22 protein-coding genes are annotated in these 24307 nt (G+C 48.8%); 5 read left to right on the forward strand and 17 right to left on the reverse strand.

Annotation, left to right across the window (positions count from 1 at the left end):
- Positions 1–14: 14 nt before the first annotated feature.
- Positions 15–1154 carry a molecular chaperone DnaJ gene (gene dnaJ, locus EU557_RS04100; protein WP_135529125.1) on the reverse strand — a complete coding sequence of 380 codons (1140 nt, stop codon included), beginning with the start codon at positions 1152–1154 and terminating at the stop codon, positions 15–17.
- Between the two features lie 27 nt (positions 1155–1181).
- Positions 1182–1808 carry a nucleotide exchange factor GrpE gene (locus tag EU557_RS04105; protein WP_245326160.1) on the reverse strand — a complete coding sequence of 209 codons (627 nt, stop codon included), beginning with the start codon at positions 1806–1808 and terminating at the stop codon, positions 1182–1184.
- Between the two features lie 147 nt (positions 1809–1955).
- Between EU557_RS04105 and EU557_RS04110 the strand changes: the two genes are divergently transcribed.
- Entirely contained in the window at positions 1956–2321 is a 366-nt protein-coding gene (locus EU557_RS04110) for a hypothetical protein (protein ID WP_135529126.1), read from the forward strand.
- Between the two features lie 3 nt (positions 2322–2324).
- Here EU557_RS04110 and obgE read toward each other — a convergent pair whose 3' ends face one another.
- From obgE to EU557_RS04135, 5 genes are all read right to left on the reverse strand, one after another.
- Positions 2325–3320 carry a GTPase ObgE gene (gene obgE, locus EU557_RS04115; protein ID WP_135529127.1) on the reverse strand — a complete coding sequence of 332 codons (996 nt, stop codon included), beginning with the start codon at positions 3318–3320 and terminating at the stop codon, positions 2325–2327.
- 109 nt (positions 3321–3429) lie between these two features.
- On the reverse strand, positions 3430–4053 hold the full coding sequence (locus EU557_RS04120; RefSeq protein ID WP_135529549.1) for an adenylate kinase: 624 nt from the start codon (positions 4051–4053) through the stop codon (positions 3430–3432).
- Positions 4054–4162: 109 nt separating this feature from the next.
- Positions 4163–4702, reverse strand: coding sequence for a hypoxanthine phosphoribosyltransferase (gene hpt, locus EU557_RS04125; RefSeq protein ID WP_135529128.1), 540 nt, complete (start codon positions 4700–4702; stop codon positions 4163–4165).
- 171 nt (positions 4703–4873) lie between these two features.
- Complete coding sequence (locus EU557_RS04130) at positions 4874–7102, reverse strand: sodium-translocating pyrophosphatase (protein ID WP_135529129.1); 2229 nt, start codon at positions 7100–7102, stop codon at positions 4874–4876.
- Positions 7103–7301: 199 nt separating this feature from the next.
- Entirely contained in the window at positions 7302–8216 is a 915-nt protein-coding gene (locus EU557_RS04135; protein WP_135529130.1) for a M20/M25/M40 family metallo-hydrolase, read from the reverse strand.
- A 394-nt stretch (positions 8217–8610) separates the two neighbouring features.
- Here EU557_RS04135 and EU557_RS04140 point away from each other — a divergent pair, with 394 nt between their 5' ends.
- Both EU557_RS04140 and EU557_RS04145 read left to right on the forward strand, forming a co-directional pair.
- Entirely contained in the window at positions 8611–9579 is a 969-nt protein-coding gene (locus tag EU557_RS04140; protein ID WP_245326161.1) for a tol-pal system protein YbgF, read from the forward strand.
- A 10-nt stretch (positions 9580–9589) separates the two neighbouring features.
- Positions 9590–10960 (forward strand): hypothetical protein, encoded by a 1371-nt coding sequence (locus tag EU557_RS04145; RefSeq protein WP_135529132.1) that lies wholly within the window; start codon positions 9590–9592, stop codon positions 10958–10960.
- Here EU557_RS04145 and EU557_RS04150 read toward each other — a convergent pair.
- The gene (locus tag EU557_RS04150; protein ID WP_135529133.1) at positions 10912–11979 is read right to left on the reverse strand and encodes a glycosyltransferase family 4 protein; all 1068 of its coding nucleotides are present in this window, start codon (positions 11977–11979) and stop codon (positions 10912–10914) included. The two genes, EU557_RS04145 and EU557_RS04150, sit on opposite strands and share 49 nt — an antisense overlap.
- A 170-nt stretch (positions 11980–12149) precedes the next feature.
- On the opposite strand from EU557_RS04150, the gene EU557_RS04155 reads away from it, so the two are divergent.
- Positions 12150–13079, forward strand: coding sequence for a glycosyltransferase family 2 protein (locus tag EU557_RS04155; protein ID WP_135529134.1), 930 nt, complete (start codon positions 12150–12152; stop codon positions 13077–13079).
- Between the two features lies 1 nt (position 13080).
- Positions 13081–14229, forward strand: a complete 1149-nt coding sequence (gene rffA, locus EU557_RS04160) for a dTDP-4-amino-4,6-dideoxygalactose transaminase (protein WP_135529135.1) — start codon at positions 13081–13083, stop codon at positions 14227–14229.
- A gap of 21 nt (positions 14230–14250) precedes the next feature.
- Here the strand turns inward: rffA and EU557_RS04165 are convergent, their stop codons facing one another.
- The 9 genes from EU557_RS04165 to EU557_RS04205 all read right to left on the reverse strand — a co-directional run bounded on the left by EU557_RS04165 (position 14251) and on the right by EU557_RS04205 (position 24277).
- Positions 14251–15486 (reverse strand): glycosyltransferase, encoded by a 1236-nt coding sequence (locus EU557_RS04165; protein WP_135529136.1) that lies wholly within the window; start codon positions 15484–15486, stop codon positions 14251–14253.
- A 22-nt stretch (positions 15487–15508) separates the two neighbouring features.
- A complete protein-coding gene (asnB, locus tag EU557_RS04170) occupies positions 15509–17365 on the reverse strand; it encodes an asparagine synthase (glutamine-hydrolyzing) (protein WP_167855083.1) in 1857 nt (618 codons plus the stop codon).
- Positions 17366–17437: 72 nt separating this feature from the next.
- The gene (locus EU557_RS04175) at positions 17438–18349 is read right to left on the reverse strand and encodes a glycosyltransferase family 2 protein (RefSeq protein WP_135529138.1); all 912 of its coding nucleotides are present in this window, start codon (positions 18347–18349) and stop codon (positions 17438–17440) included.
- Between the two features lie 30 nt (positions 18350–18379).
- Positions 18380–19309: a glycosyltransferase family 8 protein gene (locus EU557_RS04180; RefSeq protein ID WP_135529139.1), complete on the reverse strand. Its 930-nt coding sequence runs from the start codon at positions 19307–19309 to the stop codon at positions 18380–18382.
- Between the two features lie 17 nt (positions 19310–19326).
- On the reverse strand, positions 19327–20133 hold the full coding sequence (locus EU557_RS04185) for a glycosyltransferase family 2 protein (RefSeq protein ID WP_135529140.1): 807 nt from the start codon (positions 20131–20133) through the stop codon (positions 19327–19329).
- Positions 20130–21023, reverse strand: coding sequence for a hypothetical protein (locus tag EU557_RS04190; RefSeq protein ID WP_135529141.1), 894 nt, complete (start codon positions 21021–21023; stop codon positions 20130–20132). The genes EU557_RS04185 and EU557_RS04190 overlap by 4 nt, the downstream gene beginning before the upstream one ends.
- On the reverse strand, positions 21020–22018 hold the full coding sequence (locus EU557_RS04195; RefSeq protein WP_135529142.1) for a hypothetical protein: 999 nt from the start codon (positions 22016–22018) through the stop codon (positions 21020–21022). The genes EU557_RS04190 and EU557_RS04195 overlap by 4 nt, the downstream gene beginning before the upstream one ends.
- Positions 22019–22079: 61 nt before the next feature.
- Positions 22080–23207, reverse strand: a complete 1128-nt coding sequence (locus EU557_RS04200; RefSeq protein WP_135529143.1) for a glycosyltransferase family 4 protein — start codon at positions 23205–23207, stop codon at positions 22080–22082.
- 62 nt (positions 23208–23269) lie between these two features.
- A complete protein-coding gene (locus tag EU557_RS04205) occupies positions 23270–24277 on the reverse strand; it encodes a glycosyltransferase family 2 protein (protein ID WP_135529144.1) in 1008 nt (335 codons plus the stop codon).
- Between the last annotated feature and the right edge of the window lie 30 nt (positions 24278–24307).

The raw sequence follows: 24307 nt of genomic DNA on the forward strand, positions 1-24307 counted from the left end.
GTCTAGTTCCGTGATTATTGGAAGTACTCCTTCACTTTCTCGAAGAAGCCTTTCTCATTCTTACCGGGGTTCGGAGTGAAGTTCTGGGCATTGCGCAGCTTCTCCAGCAGCTCCCGCTCCTCGCCGGTCACGTTCTTGGGGGTCCAAACGCTGAGGTGAATGAGCTGGTCGCCGCGGCCATAGCCGTTAATGTCTTTGATGCCTTTGCCGCGCAGGCGCAGGATCTTGCCAGGCTGGGTACCGGGCTCCACTTTGATCTTCACCTTGCCTTCGATAGTCGGCACCTCAATGCTCGCGCCTAATGCCGCATCCACGAACGAAATGTACTGCTCGAACATGATGTTGTTGCCATCGCGCTTGAGCAGTTCGTGGGGCTCCTCCTCAATCTGAATGAGCAGGTCGCCGGCCACGCCACCACGCTCGGGGTAGTTGCCCTTGCCGTTCATGGAAAGCTGCATGCCTTCCGCAACCCCGGCCGGGATATTGATCGGAATTACCTCCTCGTGGAGCTGGCGGCCTTCGCCGTTGCAGACATCACACTTGCTGGTTACCACTTTGCCTTCTCCATTACAGGTGGGGCACGTAGCCGTGCTCACCATCTGGCCTAGCATGGTGTTCACCACACGCTTCACCTGACCTTGGCCGTGGCAGGTGCCACAGTCGCGCATGTCGGTGCCGTTTTTGGCGCCTGTACCCGAGCAGGTGTTGCAGGCCACGTAGCGCTTCACCTTAATCTTCTTCTCGACGCCGTTGGCTACCTCCTCCAAATCAAGCTTCAGCTTGATGCGCAGGTTGGAGCCCTTACGTACGCGCCGGCCACCCTGGCCACGACCTCCGCCGCCAAAGAAGCCTTCGAAGCCGCCGCCCCCGAAGATGTCGCCGAACTGCGAGAAGATATCTTCCATGTTCGGGCCACCGCCGTTGCCGCCCATGCCTTGATGGCCGTACTGGTCGTAGCGGGCGCGCTTGTTCTGGTCCGACAATACCTCGTAGGCCTCGGCAGCTTCCTTGAACTTGTCTTCGGCCGTGGGGTCGTCGGGGTTTTTATCGGGGTGAAACTTGATGGCCACCTTGCGGTACGCCTTCTTAATTTCATCGCCCGACGCGTTTTTGGCTACGCCTAGCACCTCATAATAATCTCGCTTCGTTGCCATGGCAATAGAAATGCGCGTCGTTTATGGTTACTGGCCCAGCACCACCTTGGCGTGGCGGATTACCTTGTCGCCGAGGTAGTAGCCCTTCTCAATCTCGTCTACAATCTTGCCTTTCAGGTCTTCCGACGGGGCCGGAATCTGGGTAATGGCTTCGTGCAGCTCGGGGTCGAAAGAACCACCCTTGGCTTCCATTGGGGCCAGGCCCTTCTGGCTCAAGGTTTTCTGGAGCTTATTGGAAATAATATCAATGCTTTCGCGCACGGCGTTAGCATCCTCGGTGTCTTTAGTATGATGGCGGGCCCGGTCAAAATCATCGAGCACGGGCAGCAGGGCCACCATCAACTCCTGATTCGCAGTCTTGAACAAGTCAGCGCGCTCCTTGGTGGTGCGGCGCTTGTAGTTTTCAAACTCGGCGGCCAGGCGCAGGTATTTGTCCTTCAGGGCACTCAACTCGGCATCGGCGCCAGAGCCAGTCGCTTGGGCATCGCCGTCAGTGGCTTCTACTTCCCCAATCTCGGGGGCGTTAGGCTCCTGGGGCAGCTCGCCAGTTACGTGGTCAGCCGTTTGGTTGAATTGAGTTTCTTCGGATTGTGGAGTTTTATCGTCAGCCATTTTCGCTTGAAATCGTCGGAATGGGTTGAATCTTGAGGACATAGGTGGAACCATAGGGCGCAAGGAGTTTGCCAAAGCCACAATGGCTGCCATTGTGGCACGGAAACCACAGATGTTTAGTAGTTAGTTCAGACGTGGTGGCGTAACTGCACCGTTCTGGTAGTTTAGGTCCGACATATCTGCTTCACCATGACCATCAGCCTTACGCGTGACAGTGTAGCCGCCGGCGACGACGCAAACGCACCGCACACTTACCGCTTCATAGTCCCTGACCACACTTCAGTGGCTGAAATACTCCGGCTTATCCTTGCGCAGTCGTACTTAGCTACCATTAGCGGCGGCAAAGCAACGTGGTCGGTAGAATCTGGTAGGCCAGTAGCAGTAGTTGCGCAGCAGTGGACAGAAGCAAAGCTTCTTTGCTGGCAAGCACCTACTCTCACCCACCTGGATTTTGCCGCCAACACGCTCTATCTGCATTTCAATTATCATGCGCAGATAGAGCCCGAAGTCGTGTACCAGGTTTTGTCACGCTTAAAGCTAGCCAGTAGCAGATAATGCCTACTCTGCGTGCAGCGCCTCCCAAATCATATCCTTCAGCTTCTGGATATTTTTGTTGGTAAGGCTAGAGATAAACACCGACGGCAGATCTGTGGGTAGCGTCCCGCGGATTTCGTCCTCTAGCTCCTCATCAAGCATATCAGATTTCGAAATGGCTAGCAGCCGCTTCTTATCCAGCAGTTCTGGGTTAAACTGTTCCAGTTCGCTCAGCAACACCTGGTACTCGGCGGCAATATCGGGCGAGTCGCAGCTGATCATGAACAGCAGGATGGAATTGCGCTCAATGTGGCGCAGAAAGCGCGTGCCCAAGCCTTTGCCCTCAGCCGCTCCTTCAATGATGCCCGGAATATCGGCCATCACAAACGACTTATAGTCGCGGTAGGCCACTACGCCCAGGTTAGGCGTGAGCGTGGTAAAGGCGTAGTCAGCAATCTTGGGCTTAGCGGCCGATACTACGGAGAGCAGCGTGCTTTTGCCGGCATTCGGAAACCCCACCAGGCCTACGTCAGCCAGCAGCTTCAGCTCCAGAACCACCCACTCGTCAATACCCGGTTCGCCGGGTTGGGCGTAGCTGGGCGCTTGGTTGGTAGCCGATTTGAAGTGGTCGTTGCCGAGGCCACCGCGCCCGCCGGGAGTCAGAATCAGGCGCTGCCCATCTTCCGTTATTTCCAGCTTCTTCTCGCCAGTTTCGGCATCGCGGGCCACCGTACCCAGCGGCACCTGAATAATGATATCCTCGCCCTGGGCCCCTGTGCGCAGGTTTTCGCCGCCGTTTTCGCCGGGCTTGGCAATCAGGTGCTTTTGGTATTGCAGGTGCAGCAGCGTCCAAAGCTGGGAGCTGCCTTCCAGAATAATATGACCGCCCCGGCCGCCGTCGCCCCCATCAGGGCCACCATTAGGTAAGCCTTTGGCCCGGAAGAAGTGGTGCGAACCAGCCCCTCCTTTCCCGGAACGGCAGTTGATTTTAACGTAATCGATGAAATTATTGGAAGCCATGCTGCTGCGCGTACTTAAAAAAAGTCATCCTGACTATTCCGCTTATCGTGCGGAATAGTCAGGATGACAGAGGATTCTGCCACTACCCAAGCGGGTAGTAACTGCAAAGTTACGCTTTTACTTCGTCGGTTGCCTGCCGGCTATCTTGGGCCGTGGCAGGCTGGTGCTTATCCAGGATGCCGCAGATCTGACCGTAGATGTCTTCAATCGCGCCAATGCCATTTAGGGAGTGAAATTTGCCCTGTTTAGCATAGTAACCGGCCACCTGCGCTGTTTCCGTATTGTACACGGTCACGCGCTTGCGGATTTTGGTTTCATCCTGGTCATCGGGCCGACCAGAAGTCTTACCGCGCTCCAGCAGACGCTTCACTAGCTCTTCTTCCGCTACCTCTAGCGCCACCATGCACGATACGCCCGTGTCATGGATAGATAGCAGTTGGTCGAGGCTTTCGGCTTGAGGCACTGTGCGTGGGAAGCCATCGAAAATAAAGCCGGCTGCTTGCTTATTATTCTTGAGCGCGTGGTCGATCATGCCGATTACCACTTCATCGGGCACTAGCAGACCTTCGTCCATGAGCTTTTTTGCCCGTAGGCCTAGTTCTGTGCCCTGCGCAATTTGCGCGCGAAGCAGGTCGCCGGTGGAAAGATGTACCAGATTATATTGAGCAATGAGCTTCTGGCTTTGCGTTCCTTTACCGGCACCGGGAGGGCCGAAGAGCACGAGGTTCAGCATGGCAAGCGGGTATTTCGCGAGGGAAGGGAAAAACAGGTGGTTGGGAAAGATAAGCAATGCGGAGGTAAGCCGCTGTACGCAGCCCAGCGAATTTTAGCTGGACGGCGCCTTATACTGCTTTATAGACGTCGGGCAGGTTGCGCCCTAGGCCATCATAATCAAGGCCGTAGCCCACAATGAAGTCGTTGGGAATACTGAGCCCCACGTACCGAATGGGTAACTCATGCTGCAGGCACTCTGGCTTCAGGAATAGCGTGGCTACTTCAAGGGAAGCTGGCTGCTTATCGTTGAACGTGTCCAGCAGCATCCGCATGGTATGGCCAGTATCTACAATATCCTCCAGAATGATGACGTGCCGATCTTTGATCTCCTCAGACAGGCCTAGCACTTCTTTTACCGTACCGGTGCTGCTGGTGCCTTGGTAAGAAGCCACCTTGACGAACGACACCTCGCAATCGAGCTGTATGTATTTCATCAAATCAGCCACAAACATGAAGGAGCCATTGAGCACCGCAACAAACAGCGGCGTTTGACCAGCGTAGTCTTGGTTGATTTTGGCAGCCAGCTCCTGAATGGCAGTAGTAAGCTTTGCTGCCGGCAGGTATGGCTCGAACTGCTTGTTGTGCAGCGATATATGATCCGGATTCATCCGTGTGGGGTTATTGCCCTGAGCTAACATGAGCTCAAAGGTAGTAGAAAAAGCCGCCCCGCTCGTCTGGCCAGGCGGCTTAATCCAGGAGCCTTCCTCCTTACTCGGTCTCGGGGAGGCGCAGCCTACTCTCTTCTACTGGCTTAGTAACCAGCATACTTACCTCAAGATCTAGAGCTGACGCATGAGCACAAAAATGGCATTAGTTGCCTTGGGTGCTAGGTCGGCGTACTTGACGTTGGGGCGCGCTTGCAACTCCGTATTAGCCGGCTGCCTTTCTGCCACTGCTCTACTAGGAGCCGCAATGTGCGGCGCAATTACCAAGGACACGATGCTCATGAGCTTGATTAGAATGTTCATGGAAGGTCCGGAGGTGTCCTTGAAAGGGTCGCCCACGGTGTCGCCGGTAACGGAGGCTTTGTGCGCATCGGAGCCTTTGAACTCCATCTTGCCATCAATCATTACCCCCTTTTCAAACGACTTCTTCGCGTTGTCCCAGGCGCCACCGGCATTACTCTGGAACATGGCCATCAGCACACCCGAAACTGTCACGCCAGCTAATGTGCCGCCTAGTACCTCAGGCCCAAAGCTAAAGCCAATGATAATGGGCACAATCAATGCAATTGCGCCCGGCAGCATCATTTCGCGGATAGCTGCCTGGGTAGAAATAGCTACGCACTTCTCATATTCCGGCCGACCCGTTCCTTCCATAATGCCCGGTATCTCCCGGAACTGCCGACGCACCTCCTGTACCATGGCCATGGCCGCCCGCCCTACCGCCGAAATTGCCAGCGCCGAGAAGATGAACGGAATCATGGCTCCCACAAACAGACCGGCCAGTACCCGCGCATTGCTAATATCGATGGAGGAGATGTTGGCGGTGCCCATGAATGCCGCAAACAAGGCTAGCGATGTGAGGGCCGCCGAGGCAATAGCAAAGCCTTTGCCGGTAGCGGCAGTGGTGTTGCCTACGGCATCCAGAATGTCGGTGCGTTCCCGCACTTCCTTGGGTAGCTCGCTCATCTCGGCAATACCCCCAGCATTGTCGGCAATAGGCCCAAAAGCATCAATGGCTAGCTGCATGGCCGTAGTGGCCATCATACCCGCCGCCGCAATAGCCACTCCATACAAGCCGGCGCACTCGTAGCTGAGCACAATGCCCGCCGCCAGCACTATAATTGGCAGCACCGTTGACTCCATGCCCACAGCTAGGCCACCTATTACGGTGGTAGCATGCCCGGTGCTGCTCTGCCGCACAATGCTTAGCACCGGTCGCTTGCCCATAGCAGTGTAATACTCCGTGATGATGCTCATGAGAGTGCCTACTACTAGGCCTACTAGCACGGCATAAAACACGTTCATGGCGCTGAAAGTGATGCCACGGATAGTCAGGTCCTCGGTTGGCAGCATCCAGCGTATAATGAAGAAGGAAGCCACCGCCGATACCAGCACTGAGATATAGTTACCCAGGTTGAGGGCTCCCTGCACGTTTCCATTTTCTTTCACCCGCACCATCAGAATTCCGACCAACGAGGCCAGAATGCCCATCCCCGCAATGACCATGGGTAGCAGGATGGGGGAAAGCCCCTGAAACTGGTCTCCGCGGGCTACTACTTCACGGCCCAGCACCATGGTGGCAAGAATGGTGGCTACATACGAGCCGAACAAGTCGGCACCCATGCCAGCTACATCGCCCACGTTGTCGCCCACATTGTCGGCAATGGTAGCGGGGTTGCGGGGGTCGTCTTCCGGAATGCCTGCCTCTACTTTGCCCACGAGGTCGGCCCCCACATCGGCAGCTTTCGTGTATATCCCCCCTCCTACCCGTGCAAAGAGCGCAATGCTTTCAGCCCCCAGCGAAAAACCCGTTAGCACTTCCAGCGCCGTTTCCATCTCAACGCCATTGGCCCCGCCATTCCGGCTCACCACGAACATCTGATAGAATATAATAAACAAGGAACCCAGGCCCAGCACTGCTAGGCCTGCTACCCCCATTCCCATGACCGAACCACCCGAAAATGATACGTTCAGTGCATTGCTCAGGCTTGTACGTGCGGCCTGCGCCGTGCGCACATTTGCCTTAGTGGCAATCTTCATCCCAATAAAGCCCGCCAGCGCTGAGAATATCGCCCCCACCAGAAACGCCCCCACAATAATGGGGCTCGACTTCTCACCAGTGCTTCCCAGGTAGAACAGGAAAGCACTTGCAATCAATCCAAAAATCGTCAGCACCCGGTACTCCGCTTTCAGGAACGCGAGGGCTCCGTCAGCGATGTAGCCAGCTATTGTGCGCATTCGTTCGTCGCCGGCATCCTGACGAGAAACCCAGCCTGAGCGCACCCAGGTATACAACAAAGCCAGCACACCAAGCGCTGGCACCACGTAAAGAACATTCATCATACACGGTGGGAATAGGGTGAGGTATTGGGTTGGAGACTGACGGAACTGGATTCTGAAGGTAAAATAGAAGTTATTGCCTAATCCCCAAGCTTTCAGTCACTAACAGGAAGCTTTGCCGCTCCGCCGTTCCCCTTCAGCACATAAAAAAGCCGCCCAGGATTTACTAGGCGGCTCTTTCGTCACGAAGGGGCTATACGTATTATAGCTTTTGCATCAAGACTTGGTATAAGGCGAGCATGCTTTCGATGTCGCGCTTATCTACTATTTCATCCGGCGAGTGCACATTATCTTCTGGTGCTCCCACAAAACACCAATCCCAAGGTTGTGAGCCATGCTGTAATTCTTTAGCATCAGAGCCGCCACTACCTTCTACCTCCAGCTGATGCGGCACGCCAGCTGCTTGCGCAATTCGTCGGATGCGCTCCACATAACTGCGGCGCGGAACAAGAGAGTCGCGCAGGGAAATAACGACGCCTTGGCCAGGGTGCACTCCTTCTGTTACCCATGTGATGTCTGAAATCAGGGCTTGCCGTACGCCATAAGTTTCATAAATGTATTTAGCCAAGTAGGCCACCGATCCGCCACCGTGCTCTTCCCAACAGGAGAAAACAACGATGCCATCTTGCAGGGTCTCACACAAGCGGAGCGCATTCCACACTCCTAGCCGATTATCTAAGTAGCAACTCTGTACAGTAGTGTCTGTTTCCCGGAAGTCGCACTGAAATGTAAGCTCAGTACCTCGTTCAATCTCTCTACTATACACATAGCTCAATGCTCCACTCCGCTCATCTACTATAAGTGTGCATTCTATTGGCCCTTGTGAGTCCTGTCCCACTAACCTATAGCCCGATTCAGCATCCGGTCCTCCAATTCTTACCAGTTGATTACCGTACCGGACAGTAAACCCAATGCTGTCTATATGCGCAAAAACTGCCGTACGCGGCTTACCAAATACAAGAATAATACAATCCTGAAACTCTTCTCCATATACAACGGTTGGTTGATTCTGCCAACTCTGCTTATTCTGTTGAATATAGTTTAGTAGGTATTCAGATAAAGGGGCTTCATTGCCAGAGGGTGCTGCAATCTGACAAAGGGTGTGTAAAAGCTTCATAGCGCGGGGCTTATTTGTCCAAAACCAGGATAAAAGTCCTAATTTAGCCTTTCCGGAGGCAGTTTCGCCAGCTAGAAGTGTAAGGGCGAAGTCGACATTAGTAGTGATTATGATTCAAATACTCCGTTTTATCCTGTTGCTCTTCCTGCTGCCATTATCGGTTTGGGCACAGCAATCCGGAACAAACCATTCTCCCCTACCAGACACAACTCGGCAAGTGCAACTTGAGAACGTAGATGTTGCACCTAATGCTGTTGATACAAAGGGCTGGCTCTTGCTAGATAAAGATATCCAGACTGAGCTTGAAGGCGCAGTATATAACCTATACAACTTCAAGTACGACAAGGCTGAGCGCCAATTTCGCTCCTTGCGGCGCCGCTATCCGAACCACCCTATGCCTTACTTTCTGCTAGGCCTCAGCACCTGGTGGAAAATCGTCCCGACCAACAACCAGACGAAACAGTATGACAAGCTGTTTTTCGCCTACATGGATACGGCCATCACGAAGGGTGAGCAGCTCTACGAAGCCGATAAACACAACTACGAAGCTTGTTTCTTCTTAGCTGCTGCGTACGGTTTTGATGGTCGCCTGCACGCCGACCGCCACGACTGGCGCAAGGCTACTGTCAGTGCCAAGCGTGCTCTAGAATATCTTGAAATCAGCAAGGAAGCCAATGGGCTAAGCCCGGAGTTCCTGTTCGGCCAAGCGCTGTTCAACTATTACGCCGTTTGGATTCCGGATAACTACACGCTGCTGAAGCCGGTTCTGCTATTCTTCCCCAAAGGCAATAAAGCTCTAGGCCTGCAGCAGCTTCGCAACGTTGCCGACAACGGATTTTATGTAGGCCCAGAGGCTCGGGTTTTCCTGATGAAGATCCTGTTAAACGAGGAAAATAAGCCTGAAGCGGCTTTGCCCATTGCTCGTTATATGGCTTCTACCTACCCTGACAATGCCTACTGCCAGCGATTCTATGCCTTGGTTTGCTTTAACCAGGGGGAGTTTCGGGAATGCGAACGAGTGAGCCGAGAGATTCTTGACAAGCTAAATCAGGGCCTTCCCGGCTATGAAGCCATAAGTGGACGCTATGCCACCTACTTTCTAGGCTGGCTAATGCAGAACAAGTACAAGGACTTCACAAAGGCCAAAGACTATTACTTACGCTGCATCGTTTTCGCAGAAAGTACAGCCGAGACTAGTGGTGGCTTTTACCTGTATGCCAACCTTGCCCTTGCACGTATGGCTGATAAAGAAAAGGACACTAAAGCCGCAATACGCTACTATTCTGTTGTTCGCGATAAATCGGAGCGCAATTCGGAACAATACAATGAGGCGAAAGCGTATTTAAAGAAGAACAAACAGTAGCCTTCAGCGCATGGAATTAAAAGACCTTTTTCTTACCCCGCTATATCTAGGCCTGTTCTATGGGTTAGCATTTGCGCTACGCAAACGTTTCACTAACGCGCTAACAAGAAAATACTTTATTCCAGCCCTTTCGGTTAAATTTTTAGGAGCTATCGGGCTAGGATTAATATATCAATTCTACTACAGCGGTGGAGATACATTCAACTATTTTAATCATGTAAAGACTGTTTATGGAGCTTTTACAGATTCACTAACAGTTGGATTAAAACTACTGTTATCACATGGCGAATACGATCCAGAAACTAACCGTTACGCGGTTATGATGGAATGGTATCGAGCTCCTACTGAATTTTTTGTAATAAAAGTTGCCTCTTTCTTCGCTCTATTTTGCTTTAATACATACACCGTAATTGGCTTGTGCTTTGCATTATTTAGCTTCACAGGAATGTGGGCCATGTACCTCACTTTCATAAGGATATTTCCATTAGCTTATAAAAAACTTGCCATAGCTGTATTCTTTTTACCATCTGTATTTTTTTGGGGGTCTGGCTTAGGCAAGGATTCCCTGTGTATGGGAGCTTTAGGTTGGGTGTTTTACGGCTTTTATCATGCGATAATCCGTCCTCGCAACATGGCTACTGCTCTGTCAATGGGAATATTAGGAGCTTACATTATCGCTTCTGTTAAGATATATATTCTGCTCTCCTTTCTTCCGCCAGCACTTTTTTGGGTATTCAATGAGTACAACCAGAAAATCAAGTCAAGTGCATTACGCCTTATTCTAAAGCCTCTATTTATTGGGCTAGGGATAGTGGTAGGAGCGTTGGGTGCTAGCAGTCTTACAGCCGGAGATGAAAAATACGATATTGAAAAAATAGGTGAGAGGAGTAAAATCAACAACTACTATCTCACGCAACAGGTAGCAAGTGGCTCGGCGTATAACATCGGCGAGTTTGATGGCTCTGCGTCCTCTATTGTAAAAGTGGCGCCTCAGGCAATAGTAGTATCTCTTTTTCGCCCCTTTCTATTTGAAGCTCGAAATCCTGTGATGCTACTATCGGCGTTAGAGGCTACACTATTTATTTACCTCACTGTTAGTTTATTTTACAAGACAGGTATTTTAAAAAGCTTTAAATTAATTGGTGGTGAGCCAATATTATCCTTCTGCTTTATTTTTTCAATAATATTCGCCATCGGAGTGGGCGTAAATAGCGGCAACTTTGGCACATTAGTACGCTACAAAATTCCGCTGATGCCCTTTTACCTGGGCGCACTTTATATTATGCAATTTAAAGCGAGAGCACCTAAGCGGGTGGTTTCGCGGCGGCCAGTTCAAGTGAATAACGCCAGAAAATTGGGCCGGTTAGCCGTTACCGAGTAGCGCTCCTCAATAGTTAAACGCGCATTGTGGCCTAGCTCGCTCCGCAAAGCAGGCGTTTGCAGCAGTTTGCGCAAGGCACTTTCCCAATCCGCGGCATCTGAACAGACGTAGCCGTTGTAGCCATCCTGTACTACTTCAGTATTCATGCCTACTGGTGAAACTAGTGCCGGCTCCCCCAAAGCCATGTACTGAAGCGCTTTAAAGGCACATTTTCCTTTGGCCCAAATGTCGTCTTCCAGTGGCATCAAGCCCACATGAAAGTGCAGTAGATCCGCAATTTCGGTTTCCTTTTTCCACGGCACATACACCAGCGACTTAAGCGGCAGACGCGGCGGCTGATTGGAAATGACCCGAAACTCGAAGTCAAATTCCTGCTCCAGCTTGCTTAGTACGGGCACCACTTGCTCTATATACTTTAGCGTGGAGTGGGTGCCCGTCCAGCCAATTACTAAGCGGTCAGGAGTCAACTGATTGCGCACTTTATTGTGCAGATGCACCGTATCAATCGTTGTGGGGTTTACTACTACCCGGCTGTTGAATTGCCGGGCGTAGGCAGCTAGGTACTCATTGCCACAGCTCACCTTATAAGCCCACCGGCAGATACTTGCCACCTTATGATGCCACTTCACTCCAGCTACTATCTTATTTGCGTCTGAGGTATTGGGTAGCCAGATGGCATCGTCAAAGTCGTAGATTACCTTTTTTCGTAACAACTTAGCTATTAGCCACTCGAATACAGGCGGGCCAATAGGCGAGGCTTCCCTATGAATAAATACGTAGTCGTATTGAGGTACACTGAATAGCAAGGCAAACCGGCGCAGAAAGCCCAATACAATACCTGTTGCCTTAGCGAATGCATGGCCTGGCTTATACAGAATATCCCAGGTAGCTAGATCAATAAACGAAGCAAGCAGCCACGTATGCCCTGCCTCCGTGAGCAGCGGTAAGTATTGCTCAAACCGAAAGCGCTGAGAAGGTGCTTTCCCTGCCGGATACGGCACCACAAAAAGTATTTTCATATTTCTTTAGAAGCAAAAGATACTGGCCTAGCCTACTGGCAAGTCCGAGCGTAGCAGACAAAGGTACAAGATGCCTTACGTGTTATAGATGCTAGGCCCGCATTCGCGCGTTAGTATCTTTGATACACATCTGGGAGCTTCCGTGCCACCGATGCCTGAGCCTTTATTGCATGCTGTCTCCTACCCCCTACCTTTCCATTGTCAGCCCGGTGTATCACGCCGAGCACACGCTGCTCGAGCTGGTTCACCGCCTAGAGGCCGCTTTGGCAGGTGCAGGGCTGTCATATGAAATTATTCTGGTAGATGATGGTAGTCCTACGCCCGACTGGCCAATCATTCAGCAGCTTGCTACCCGCAGCGCGCAGGTAATAGGTCTCCGGCTCTCCCGAAATTTTGGGCAACACCACGCCATCACGGCGGGCCTGGCAGCGGCCCGGGGGGAGTGGATAGTTGTAATGGACTGCGACCTACAGGACCAGCCCGAAGAAATTGGGCGTCTGTTGAAAAAAGCGCAGGAAGGGTATGAAGCCGTATTAGCTAGGCGTGGTCAGCGTACCGATACATTCCTAACAATCTGGCTAGCGCGAGCTTTCTACCGTGTCCTCGGTTACCTCACAGGTCAGGATCAGGACCCGGAGGTAGGCAACTTCGGCATTTATCATCGGCGGCTCATTGATACCGTTTTGCAACTCCAGGAAAGCACGCGGTATTTCCCTACTATGGTACGCTGGGCTGGCTTTCGACAAACTTCCCTCTCCGTACCGCATGGCGTAAACGGTAGGCCACCTTCTTATACCCTATCACGTCGGTTTCAACTGGGCTTAGATATATTATTATCTAATTCTGACAAACCTCTCCGCTTGACTGTATTCTTAGGTCTGCTACTGGCTTGTGGTGCGTTTATCTTGGGCTTAGTTATGCTAATTCGTGCTTTCCTAGGTCGAATTGACGTGTTAGGCTACGCAAGTCTGATTGTCTCGATCAGCTTCTTCTCAGGTATCATTATAACGGTACTTGGCATCGTGGGTCTTTACGTCGGTAAAACGTTCGAGGGAGTTCGTAACCGCCCCTTGTATGTAATTGCCGAAACTACGTCGTAGTATGCCTTCTACTTCGCTCGATTATATTCCGTTTAACAAGCCTTACCTAGTTGGAAATGAGCTGCGCTACATTGCGGAAGCAGCCGCTTTAGGAAAGCTATCGGGCAACGGCATCTTTACACAACGCTGCCAAGACTTTTTCCAACGGGAATACGGATTCACACGGGCGCTGCTGACCAATAGTGGCACGGCAGCACTGGAGATGGCGGCGCTGCTACTAGACCTACAGCCCGGCGACGAGGTTATCCTACCATCCTTCACATTCACTTCTACCGCCAATGCGTTTCTGTTGCGCGGCGCCACCTTACGGTTTGCCGATAGCAGCCCTGACCACCCCAACATTGCTCCCGCAGAAATTGCCCGGCTGATTACCCCCAAGACACGCGCCGTAGTAGTAGTACACTACGCCGGAGTAGCCTGCGACATTGCCGCTATTCTCCCCTTAATTGAGCAACACAACCTCGTGTTGATTGAGGATGCCGCCCAAGCTATTGAATCATATCACCTAACCCGGAGACTGGGTTCCATAGGCCACTTGGCGGCCTTTTCCTTTCACGAAACCAAAAACATCAGTGCCGGCGAGGGTGGCCTACTAGCCATCAACGATTCTCAATTTGCCGACCGGGCCGAAATTATTTGGGAGAAAGGCACTAACCGCGCCGCCTTCTTCCGGGGCGAAACGGCCAAGTACCAATGGGTTGATATTGGCTCATCTTTTCTGCCGTCTGAAATGACAGCTGCCTTCCTGTGGGCCCAGTTGGAGCAGCGCCAGCGCATCCTGCAGCGGCGCCTACAGCAATGGACAACCTACGAGCAGGCTTTTGCTCCCCTGGCTGGTATAGGCCTACAGCTCCCATTTATTCCGGCCTACGCCAGCGCCCACAATGGCCACATTTTTTACCTGATTTGCCGCTCCGTAGAAGAGCGACAGCAGCTAATTCAACACTTGGCTGATCAAAACATTCTTGCCGTTTTTCACTACCAACCGCTTCATAGCAGTCCATATTTTCATCCCAGATACGCGGGACCAGCTCTAGGCCAGGCGGAGAACTACGCCCAACGACTAGTGCGCCTGCCCTTATACTTTGAGCTAAGTGAACAGCAGCAGACCCGTATCATCAACTGCGTGCTGAACTTTTACACTACCTAATAATTCAAGCGGGCTACACGCCTACTGGCCTAGCAGGCGCCTATACTCGCCCCGATACCGCCCAATAGCCGTTTCCAAGTCGTAATACTCCTGCGCTTTCTGCCGCAGACGCGCACCGTCTTTTTTGAGCAGTTCCGGAATGCTGCGGGCCGCCGCTTCGTAGCCGGCCGCATTCAGTTCAGACACCACAGTACCGCCATCCGTCTGCCTGATAATATCGGCTACGTCACCCACCCCGTCGTTGCAAATGACAGGTAAGCCCATAGCTAGAATTTCCCCAAGCTTGGTGGGTGAGCTGGCTTTTTTAGAATAGCTCTGCTTGATAAAAAACAAGTTTAGATCAGAGGCAGCCACCAGTTCTGGCACTTCTTTACGTGTGGCGGGCCTCACAATAAAGTCAGTTTCGGCCAGGCCAGTCACCTTACGCGCTGCTGCCAGTACCATTTCCTTCGGCTCTTGCGTGATGAACAGCATTTTTGCGCCTGAGTACTGCTGCTTAATCACGGCAAACTGAGCTAGCATCTCATCAAGCAGATACCACGCTCCAATTGACCCCAAGTAGCTAATCACCAACTCCTCCGCGCCATAACCTAGCTTCTGACGTGCTATCTGCCGGTCTTGAACCGTCAGCAAGGGGAATACTGAAAAATCGGCGCTACAAGGAATAACGGTGATAGGCGTGCCAGGATAGGAAGCCCAAGTCTGCATTTCCCCCTTGCCGTTTTCCGTCAGGCTAATGATGCCATCGGCAGCAGCAATAAACTCCGCCTCTTTACGCTTATACGTGCGGTAAGCGCGGCGATAAATGGGGCTTTGCAAATTCCACATGCCCCCTTCTACCCTCTCATCCACCCAGAACCCGCGCATGTCAAACAGAAATTTGACTCCAAACTTCTGCTTCAATAAAAGTCCAACCTCTGCACTGACGTAGCTGCGGCAATGGCTCATATCAAACTGCACCTCCTTATGCAGAGCCAGCGCCTTTTGCCGCAGCTGATACCGGTCGTAGAACTTAGCAAGTACGGGCGGCTTCCGCGTAAAAAAGATGTACTCCCAGCGAATTCCCGCCCGCTCAGTTATCTCCCGAATAGTTTTTTCGTGCTGAGCAAACCGCTCTTTCTTCTCGGTAGACAGTAACGTAACTTGATAGCCAGCCTGCGACAAGCCCACCAGGTACGGCAGTACCTGCGACTGGCCTAGCGGGTCTGTCATGCCGTCGTAAGAAATAAATAGAACGCGGGGCGCAGTTGAACTCATGGTACTGTGTAAAGAGAGAATATTAAGCAGTCAACTGATGCGTGGCAGCCCACTGGTGCAGTACAATCAGCAGCCACACACGGTTGTAGAGGTGGTCTTCGCCACCTTCAAAGCGTTGCACTAGCTCCCGCACTATTTCTGGCCGCACAAAGCCTACGCGCTCCAATACCGTCGGATTTAAGTATTCCTCAATAAGGTAGTGTAAGTCCTTTTTCAGCCAAGTTCCCAGCGGAATAGAGAAGCCCCACTTCGGCCGATCGAAGATGTGCGCAGGTACGTAATCATACAACACCTGCTTGAGCAGATACTTACTGACCCCGTTCTTCACTTTCAGGGCCGGGTCCAGGTTGAGGGCAAACTCCGCGATACGATAGTCGAGCAACGGCCCTCTCGTTTCCAGCGAATAACGCATTGATGCCCGGTCCACCTTCACCAATAAATCGTCCTGCAGGTAATACTGCATATCGAAGATGGCCTGCTGCTCAGCGGGTGTTAAGGTACGCGGGCTAGGCCACTGCTCGGGAAGGGCAGGTAGATCGCTCATGCCGGGCCGCAACAGTTTCTCAACTTCTTTTTCTGAGAACAGGTACTGCTCTTGTGAGAATATGTGGCTGCGAAGCCGCTCCTGGGCCGGATAGTTCAGCAGATCAGCCACCCGCTTATAGCGGTTGTTCATCTGCTGCATCACAAGCCGAGCCGGATGGCGCAACAGGTTCACGCTACCCTTAGCCAACCTGTTGGCCCAGGTATACATGCCGTACCCGTGAAACAGCTCGTCCCCTCCGTCCCCCGACAGTGCCATGGTTACGTGTTGCCGGGCCAGCTTCGATACCATCAGCGTCGGCACCGCCGAAGAGTCGGCGTACGGCTCATCATAGATAGTGGCCAGCTCCGCCATGCTGTCGCGGGCCTCTCGCTCCGTTACCGTGAAGCTAAGGTGATCAGTGCCGAGATGCTTGGCAACTGCCGCTGCGTAGCTCGACTCATTGTGCTTAGCAGAGTCAAAGCCAATCGAGAAAGTTTTTACCGGTGTGGCCGACACATCCTGCGCCATGGCTGTCACCAGGCTAGAGTCAATGCCGCCACTAAGAAAGGTGCCGAAAGGCACGTCGGCAATCATACGGTACTGCACGGAGCTATGCACGAGGTCATGCAACTGCTTTTTAGCCTCTTGCTCATCCCGCAGCACTTCAGCGCCAATCTTCTCTTCTAGCTTCCAGTAGCGTTCTTCGTTGAACTGGCTCCCATTCACCCGAATGTGAGCCCCAGAATCCATCTTCTTAATTTCATTGTAGATGGAACGGGGCCGCGGAATGTAACCGAGGTATAGAAATTGATTTACAGCGGCCTTATCTACAGTTAGTCGTTGCCGGATAGACGCCAGATTTACCAGGGATTTCAATTCCGACGCAAATGCGAAGGTATTAGCTTCCAAATAATAGTAGATGGGCTTTTTGCCCAGTCGGTCCCGAAAGACATCCAGCTGCTTTGTCTGCTTATCATAGATAGCAATAGCAAACATGCCGTTGAGTTCCTGCACAAAATCAGGCCCCAGCTTTACAAAGGCCTCCAGAATCACCTCTGTATCGGAAGTTGTGCGCATGTGCAAGCCTAGCCGGTCACGTATTTCTTGGAAATTGTAGACTTCTCCATTGAAAATAGTAACATAACGCTCGTTGTGCGAAAACATCGGCTGATTGGCCGCCGAGGATAAGTCCAGGATGCTTAGGCGCCGGTGGCCTAGGCCTATCTGCCCATCAAAATAAAAGCCATCCGCATCAGGCCCCCGATGTGCCAGACACGTGGTCATATTCCGCAGCATCTCTTCCGTGAAAGATGAGGCCGACGTACGATTCAAAAAACCAGCAATACCGCACATGGGAGAAAAAAAGGTATAGACAAGAAAAGAGCCGCTAGTAAGCGGCCCGGTTAACATGCGAAGAACGAGCAATTAAGAGCGTTTGGCAACCTTCTTCAGGAGGTTTACTCCCCCAACACCGATCAGACAGCGGGCCACTAATATGGTCGCCTGCCGAGCAGATAATGCTGGCAACGCTTTCCACGCGTATTGCAGCGCCTCTGCCCGGGCATCAGCAGCATACGCATGAATAGCACAAAGGTAGTAAATGTGCCCTAGCAGTTGCTGCCGCTGCTCCACCGTCAGGTGCAAATGTTGATCAAACCAAGGTGGCAACTTCAGCCAGCGGTTTGTCATCGTACGATAGTCAGCCCGCATCGACCGACTATCATGGTCATTCATGATAATTGTTACCGCGTCAACTAAGTATAATTGATCATGCTCCATATTCTGCAGCATAAACATCCAGTCTTCTATTGAAGCGTAGGTTCTATCTTCTTCAAAGAGAATCAACCCTGGATTTTCTCGGCGAACAGCAAAATTGCAGGCCACAGGGTTGCCATGCAGAAATAGGTCGAGCCCATAATAGCTAGCGGGCCGAGTAGCAAGGTCACTATCAATCAGGTGCCCATTCCGCTCTAGTTGAAACTTACAAGCAATGAAGTTGGGCTGATCTTGCTCATAGATTGCCTGATACAGTACAGCTAAATGATTTGGGTGCCATCGGTCATCTGAGTCAAGAAACAAAACATACTTACCACGAGCATGTGCTAGACCATAGTTACGAGCTGCCCCCCGTTCGGCATTCTTTTTTGGCAGATATTGCAAACGCCTATCCGCCAGCAAAGGCTCAACTACCTCCGCTGTGGTATCTGTACTTCCGTCGTCCACCAATAAAACCTCAAAGTCATTAAACTCTTGTCTAAAAACAGACTTAATTGTGTCAGTCACGAAATCTGCTCGATTGTAAGACGGAATGACAACAGAAAAATAAGGAGACACCATTCTTGAGAAAGCTAGCAAGAGAAAATCACCTTAACGCAGCAGCGTTTTAATACGTCGCCACTGTTGGCCTAAGGCAGGATTATCCATGTAAAGCTCACGCAAGCGAATACGAAGCAATGCAGGAACTTTCGATATAGAAAAATCAGAATACACTTTCTTATTCTTACTGGGCGAGCGCTGTAAATAATCCTGATACAGGTACCTGAACCTATTTTGACAAAGCATCGTCCACGGACGTTGTAAAGTAAAATGCAAAATTATTTTATCCTGTAAGAAACGGTTGAATTGCTTATGTGATAAGTCTTCAGGAATGTATGAATAAAGAGTATTAAAGCGCGAATCAATTTTTTTCCAATTGCCTATTAGCACAGCATTTAAGGCACATTGATCAACAAACTTAATTCTCTCAGGAAACTGCAATAAATATTCAAATGCTTTTTCAGTAATTTGCTGCCGACGCCACTCAGCTAAATCCATATATAACACACCAGAATTAAAGTAATCTCCCTCTTGTGTTATACCAAGCAGCGGCTGATTTTTCACCCAGTTGTCATAGACAGCAGCTACAGGCCTCCCTTCCAGCTCAAGCAAACTAAATTGCCGCAAATCGCCTACTACAAGTGTATCTGTATCTATATAAAGGAGATTTTCTACCGACTCTGGCACTAAAAAAGGAAAGAAAAGTCGATAATAAACCGCTGCCGTCCATGTGCCAGACAGCACGAATTTGCTAACTATATCCTGATCAATTGTATAAAATACAATGCTCGAATTAAATGAATTAACCCACTGCTGAATAAAACTTTTACAATCTTCATCAATTCCACTAACCACAGCATGCAGGCATATTAAATTATGCCTATTATTATCATAAATAGAACTTGCTAGTGCATAAAATTGCGCCAGATAATTTTTATCGAATGCAAGTGCCACATGTACCGCTGGCAAAGTCGAATCCATTCTTTCCAAGGTTGGTCTTACAACAATTTATTCACAAGCCTTATCATAACTCTATGCAAATAACCATAATTGCTTTTCATAAAAATTTGCTCATTCTTTAACATCATTTCGTTTTTAGCACCTGAGCTTCCACCCATTAAATGAACAACTTCAGCATCAGCAAAAAAGTGAATCTCATAACCTAACTTCTTAATATCCCAACACCACTGCATATCTTCATAATACATAAAGAATTTATCATCTAATTTTTGCCCTGGTAATTGATTCAAAATAGAGGCCGAAAACATAAAAAAAGCTCCCCATACCCAATCTGCTTTAACAGTTTTCTGGTGATCAAAAAAAGCACCCAGCAGTATTTCCCCGCTTATAGATTTCGGAACCAACTTTTGAAGTCGAAGTATTTCCGCTAAAGGCACGAAAACTGATGGAAAACGTTGAGCTACCGCCTGGTGCTGACCATCAGGATATACTAACCTGGCCGAAACAACTCCTGCAGCCGGAGTTCTCTCCATGTAGTCAAATACCTTGTGAATTGCATTATCCTTTAAATATGTATCGCTATTAAGTAGCAGTATATAGCGTCCAGTCGCACGTTGAATACCTAGGTTATTACCACCGGCAAACCCTACGTTCTCTACACTTTGAACTAAAATCAATTCAGGAAATTCATCCTTAAATAAAGAGGGGTTTATTTGTGTAGAAGCATTATCTACAAGAATTACCTCAATGCTTATATTTCGTGTATTCGCATATACCGAAGCTATACATTGCCTTGTCAATGCATAGGTATTATAATTGATTACAACAACAGAAACATCAATCATGCCGACGGAAAAAATCTACTAAACACACTTTTTATTCTAGATATCCATCTAGAATTACGCATAGCCAAAGCCAATTGACCAGGTCGCTCTAAAGGATTGTTCACATAATAATTCACAATATCATTTATAGAATCTCCTTCTATAAATATCAATTTTGGCCAATTTCTTGGATAAATAGGGTGAAAATTCACAAAGCCACGGTAATTATCTTCCGTCAAACTTTCCCAAAATTCTATATATCCGTTTATATCGAAATCATTAGAATGACCCCAATTTCGAACTTTTTGTTCTATTTCTTGTGAAGTCCTTGCCCAGGATTGATGAATTATTTCGTAAGGCACCAACACGTTAAACCAATCACTAATCCTAGCATGTTTATAAGCTGGCTTATTAGTTGCAGCTCCAATTATTTCTGAAGAAGCAAATTTTTCTGCTTCAACGGCCAGAAAACCTTTTTCTAGTTTTTTGAATAATGTAATAGATGGGCAAATTATATTAACTGGATAACTGAAGCTTGAATTTCTTAGCCATTGAGCAAACTTTCCAAAATTCACAAAATACTCATCTGCGTCAAGCTGCACGTGCCACCCTCCAGGGCCCTGGTGTTCAGCCATCAATTGACGTTGCCTTGAATCGTTCTCAATAGGCGTAAGCTCGGGCTTGTAAAACACATCTTCGTATACATCTATCTTATTCTTGTAATCTAATTTCTTTATAAGTTTTCTAAAACCTTGTTCGTCAAATAAAAATTCTTTTCCTGACCAACCTACTCTATTTTTGTCAATAGATATGCAAATCTTGTCTGCATCTTCATAAACTATTGGCAAAGATTGTTCTAATAGATACCAATCGTAGGCAACCACAAAACCCACCTTTATTTCATTCTTCATTTAGATTGGGCAAAAAATTGCTTTGAATGGTACAGCAAATCCTTTAAAAATGCCATATCTATCGAAAATTGGCACAAAAGTTTAAATGAATAGTAATAACCTAACTTATATTTTTTTTCATTAAAAGACTGTATAGCATGATCTTTTATGGCCAAGTGATGTGTAGCAAATAGTATTGGTAATGAAGTAGAGTACTTTTTGATATCGTATAGTTTTTTTTCTATATTTCTTGATTGGAATTGTTTATTTAGATATGTTGGCAGCAGCGAATCAATAATTTCTTTTTGTACTCTATGCCAATAATGATAAACATATTGATCACAGGGCTCTAGTTGAGTACGAGTTTGAAGGATGAGTGAAAACGCAGACTGCTCACTCCCATGACTTTTGCTAGGTGGGTAAAACTCATCTGTCAAACTATATACATCAGGTAGCCATGATGCCACCTGATACGGCAAACCCATAACCCCAGCATTCCAAGAAGCTTGCTGAGCAGTATATGACTCAACACCTTGGCTTGTAATAAATGTTTTACTCTCAATTAAATTTAGAAATGCTCTTTGCGTCTGTCCAGCTGGTAATGGCGCTTCCCGGCATGACTCGAAAGGATACTCTAATAAGTGCATAAAGCTTTTTCCGGGGGTGAAAGACTTCATCCATAGCGTAGCATCTTCAATAAAAAAAGTATCAGAATCGATATAAAGTATTGTTGCCTCAGGATACAGCAGAAACGTTTCCTCAATCAACGCAATCTTCATGCGATGTAGAAAATCAATTCTGCCACGCATGCTCTTCATCTTTTCAGGAGTTAGATGTACATAATGCACATCAATGTCTGACAGGTATTGCTGAAAGAAAGTGGAGTTGTCAGTGAAGATTACTGTTTTAACCACTTTTTTATCTCCACTGTATCTCGCCCAAAAACTTAGAACTGCGAAGACAGCTCGTCTATATTCGCTTTCCTTACCAAAGGACTGGGTTACAAGTAGATACATAATAGCAAAGAAGGTACAAGAGCTTGAAGTATGTATTGCAGAGTTGTCAAGAAATGAGCTACTATTCACAATACAGCTGTTCCAAAGCGCAAAGATATCTCTTTAGAGTAAACTGTTCTGCCACCACACTAACACCAGCTACTCGCAGCCGCTCACACAATACTGGATCGCTTAGCAAGCGCTCTATTGCTTTGTATATGGCCTCACTATCCATAAAGGGCACTATTAAAGCGTTGTCTTCATGTCGAATAAACTCTGGCGCAACTCCTGACAGCGTGAATACAGAAGGTATTCCAGAAGCCAGCGCTTCCACATATGTCTGCCCAAATGCTTCACTATGATCTGCGATTGGTGTGTGAACGTAAACATCGAATAGTTGATATAATGACACCAAATCATTCTCAAACGGTACCTGCTTGTAAGCATCCTTGGAGAGATATTGTTGAAGCAAAGCCTGAACCTGAGCATGATAATCTCCTTGGGCATTGGCTAGCACCAGCAGGGCTTTAGGGTACTTCTTCCGCAACTCTGCAAAGGCGGGAATGATATACTGAATACCCTTGAGCTCAGTCTGCCGGGCTATTACTCCTACGACTGGGTAAGAGTCATTTATTGCATATTTAACTCGCAAGGCAGCTACCTGATCGGCTTGGGGTTGCATAAACATGGCTAAGTCAAAGCCATGATGAATAAGCCGCACTTTACTTGGTGAAACTTGCTCCTGCTTTATTAGGACTTGCTTCACCATCTGGGTAATAGCCACAATGTGAGTAGCCAATGTATTCGTAAAACGGTCGTAGTATACTGCCCGGGGAAAGTACTGGTGGTGGTAGGTTGAGTGGTGCCGAGTTAAAATTCGCTTGGGAATGCCTAAGAACCGAGCAGCCAACAGACCTACTACGTTAGCGTCAAATAGGTGTGTGTGTACTACCTGAGACTGCCATCGCTTTAATTGCGCCTTTACCGCAACAATAGCACTGAATAAATCAGATTTACCACGGTATGACACTCTCACCACTGGCAAACCACGCTCACGCAAAAAACGCTCTAACTCCGTATCTACTGTATTTAGCAATATGAATGAAAGCTCGATCTTTTGTTTATCTAAAAAGGAAGCAATCCATTCAAACGATAGGGCCTTATTTATATGCGCGATTACATAGGTAACGCGAACTGGAGAAGAAGCCACTTTGTGTAGAATTCCTTATGTTAGAAGAGCAATTAAAACTTTTTGCAAATAGAAAGCATTATTTATCTACTTATTTTTGCTAGCATCTTATCACCTACAAACTGCCGAATACCACTCAACTTATTGCTAAAAAGAAATTTTGAGAATTCCCTGACGAATTTCCTCGCAAAGCCCGGATAAACTTGTGCTAGATTGTGATATATCTCATAATTACGTTGTAACGGAATCCGGTAATTAACCATGCCATAAAACCATTTTGGCAATAGACCATTTACCTTTATCTTATATAAGGCCGGATCAGGATTAAACCTTTTAAGTTTAACCATCATTTTTGCTTCTTCAGCGAAAGCTACTCCGCTCACCAAAGTTGCGCTTCGCACGTTGTTTGTATGCTGACGGAAATAGTTTAATGGCTCGGCCACAAAAGCTACATTCGTTATGGCAAGCATACAAGACCAGAACCACCAGTCACCTGACAGTTTCATAGTCGCATCAGCAGGGCCAACCTGATCACTCACGCTTCTACGCAATACAGCAGCGCTGGCATTAGGGATAACGCACATCAGCGGCATATAGCGTTGCACTAGCGTTAGACCAGGCATTACAAAGTCCTGCTCCCACAGTTGAGGGTCAGTGCGCCTGAAACCAAGGCGATGGTTGATATGATTTAAGTTGCCATTCTCATCTACGTCAGTAGACATACAGTACACTATTCCTATCTTAGGATTAGCATCAAGCTTGGCAGTTAGGACCTCTAAGAAGCGAGGATCGGCATAGTCATCGCTTTCTGCAATCCAGATGTACGGAGCCCGGGCTTCCGCAAACCCTTTGTTCCATTGTTTAAAAGTACTACCGCTGTTCTGCTCGTTATAGATTGTACGAATTCGGTCATCTTTTTGAGCATATTCGTCAATCACAGCACGACTGTTATCTGTAGAGCAATCGTCTAAAATAAGAATATCTAGATCTTCTTCTGTCTGATTTAATACACTTTCAATTCGCTGAGGCAGGTACTTAGAGTGGTTATAATTCGGAATTACAACAGTTACTTTAGGTTTTGCAGAAGCCATGTTGCAACACGTAAATTTATCTGAAAGCAG

The sequence above is a fragment of the Hymenobacter wooponensis genome, assembly GCF_004745865.1.
Taxonomy (GTDB): Bacteria; Bacteroidota; Bacteroidia; order Cytophagales; family Hymenobacteraceae; genus Hymenobacter; species Hymenobacter wooponensis.

Excerpts from the sequence above, each read along its gene's own strand:
- dnaJ (WP_135529125.1), bottom strand. The coding sequence starts at position 1,154 with ATGGCAACGAAGCGAGATTATTATGAGGTGCTAGGCGTAGCCAAAAAC.
- EU557_RS04105 (WP_245326160.1), bottom strand. The coding sequence starts at position 1,808 with ATGTCCTCAAGATTCAACCCATTCCGACGATTTCAAGCGAAAATGGCT.
- EU557_RS04110 (WP_135529126.1), top strand. The coding sequence starts at position 1,956 with ATGACCATCAGCCTTACGCGTGACAGTGTAGCCGCCGGCGACGACGCA.
- obgE (WP_135529127.1), bottom strand. The coding sequence starts at position 3,320 with ATGGCTTCCAATAATTTCATCGATTACGTTAAAATCAACTGCCGTTCC.
- EU557_RS04120 (WP_135529549.1), bottom strand. The coding sequence starts at position 4,053 with ATGCTGAACCTCGTGCTCTTCGGCCCTCCCGGTGCCGGTAAAGGAACG.
- hpt (WP_135529128.1), bottom strand. The coding sequence starts at position 4,702 with ATGAATCCGGATCATATATCGCTGCACAACAAGCAGTTCGAGCCATAC.
- EU557_RS04130 (WP_135529129.1), bottom strand. The coding sequence starts at position 7,102 with ATGATGAATGTTCTTTACGTGGTGCCAGCGCTTGGTGTGCTGGCTTTG.
- EU557_RS04135 (WP_135529130.1), bottom strand. The coding sequence starts at position 8,216 with ATGAAGCTTTTACACACCCTTTGTCAGATTGCAGCACCCTCTGGCAAT.
- EU557_RS04140 (WP_245326161.1), top strand. The coding sequence starts at position 8,611 with ATGCCTTACTTTCTGCTAGGCCTCAGCACCTGGTGGAAAATCGTCCCG.
- EU557_RS04145 (WP_135529132.1), top strand. The coding sequence starts at position 9,590 with ATGGAATTAAAAGACCTTTTTCTTACCCCGCTATATCTAGGCCTGTTC.
- EU557_RS04150 (WP_135529133.1), bottom strand. The coding sequence starts at position 11,979 with ATGAAAATACTTTTTGTGGTGCCGTATCCGGCAGGGAAAGCACCTTCT.
- EU557_RS04155 (WP_135529134.1), top strand. The coding sequence starts at position 12,150 with ATGCTGTCTCCTACCCCCTACCTTTCCATTGTCAGCCCGGTGTATCAC.
- rffA (WP_135529135.1), top strand. The coding sequence starts at position 13,081 with ATGCCTTCTACTTCGCTCGATTATATTCCGTTTAACAAGCCTTACCTA.
- EU557_RS04165 (WP_135529136.1), bottom strand. The coding sequence starts at position 15,486 with ATGAGTTCAACTGCGCCCCGCGTTCTATTTATTTCTTACGACGGCATG.
- asnB (WP_167855083.1), bottom strand. The coding sequence starts at position 17,365 with ATGTGCGGTATTGCTGGTTTTTTGAATCGTACGTCGGCCTCATCTTTC.
- EU557_RS04175 (WP_135529138.1), bottom strand. The coding sequence starts at position 18,349 with ATGGTGTCTCCTTATTTTTCTGTTGTCATTCCGTCTTACAATCGAGCA.
- EU557_RS04180 (WP_135529139.1), bottom strand. The coding sequence starts at position 19,309 with ATGGATTCGACTTTGCCAGCGGTACATGTGGCACTTGCATTCGATAAA.
- EU557_RS04185 (WP_135529140.1), bottom strand. The coding sequence starts at position 20,133 with ATGATTGATGTTTCTGTTGTTGTAATCAATTATAATACCTATGCATTG.
- EU557_RS04190 (WP_135529141.1), bottom strand. The coding sequence starts at position 21,023 with ATGAAGAATGAAATAAAGGTGGGTTTTGTGGTTGCCTACGATTGGTAT.
- EU557_RS04195 (WP_135529142.1), bottom strand. The coding sequence starts at position 22,018 with ATGTATCTACTTGTAACCCAGTCCTTTGGTAAGGAAAGCGAATATAGA.
- EU557_RS04205 (WP_135529144.1), bottom strand. The coding sequence starts at position 24,277 with ATGGCTTCTGCAAAACCTAAAGTAACTGTTGTAATTCCGAATTATAAC.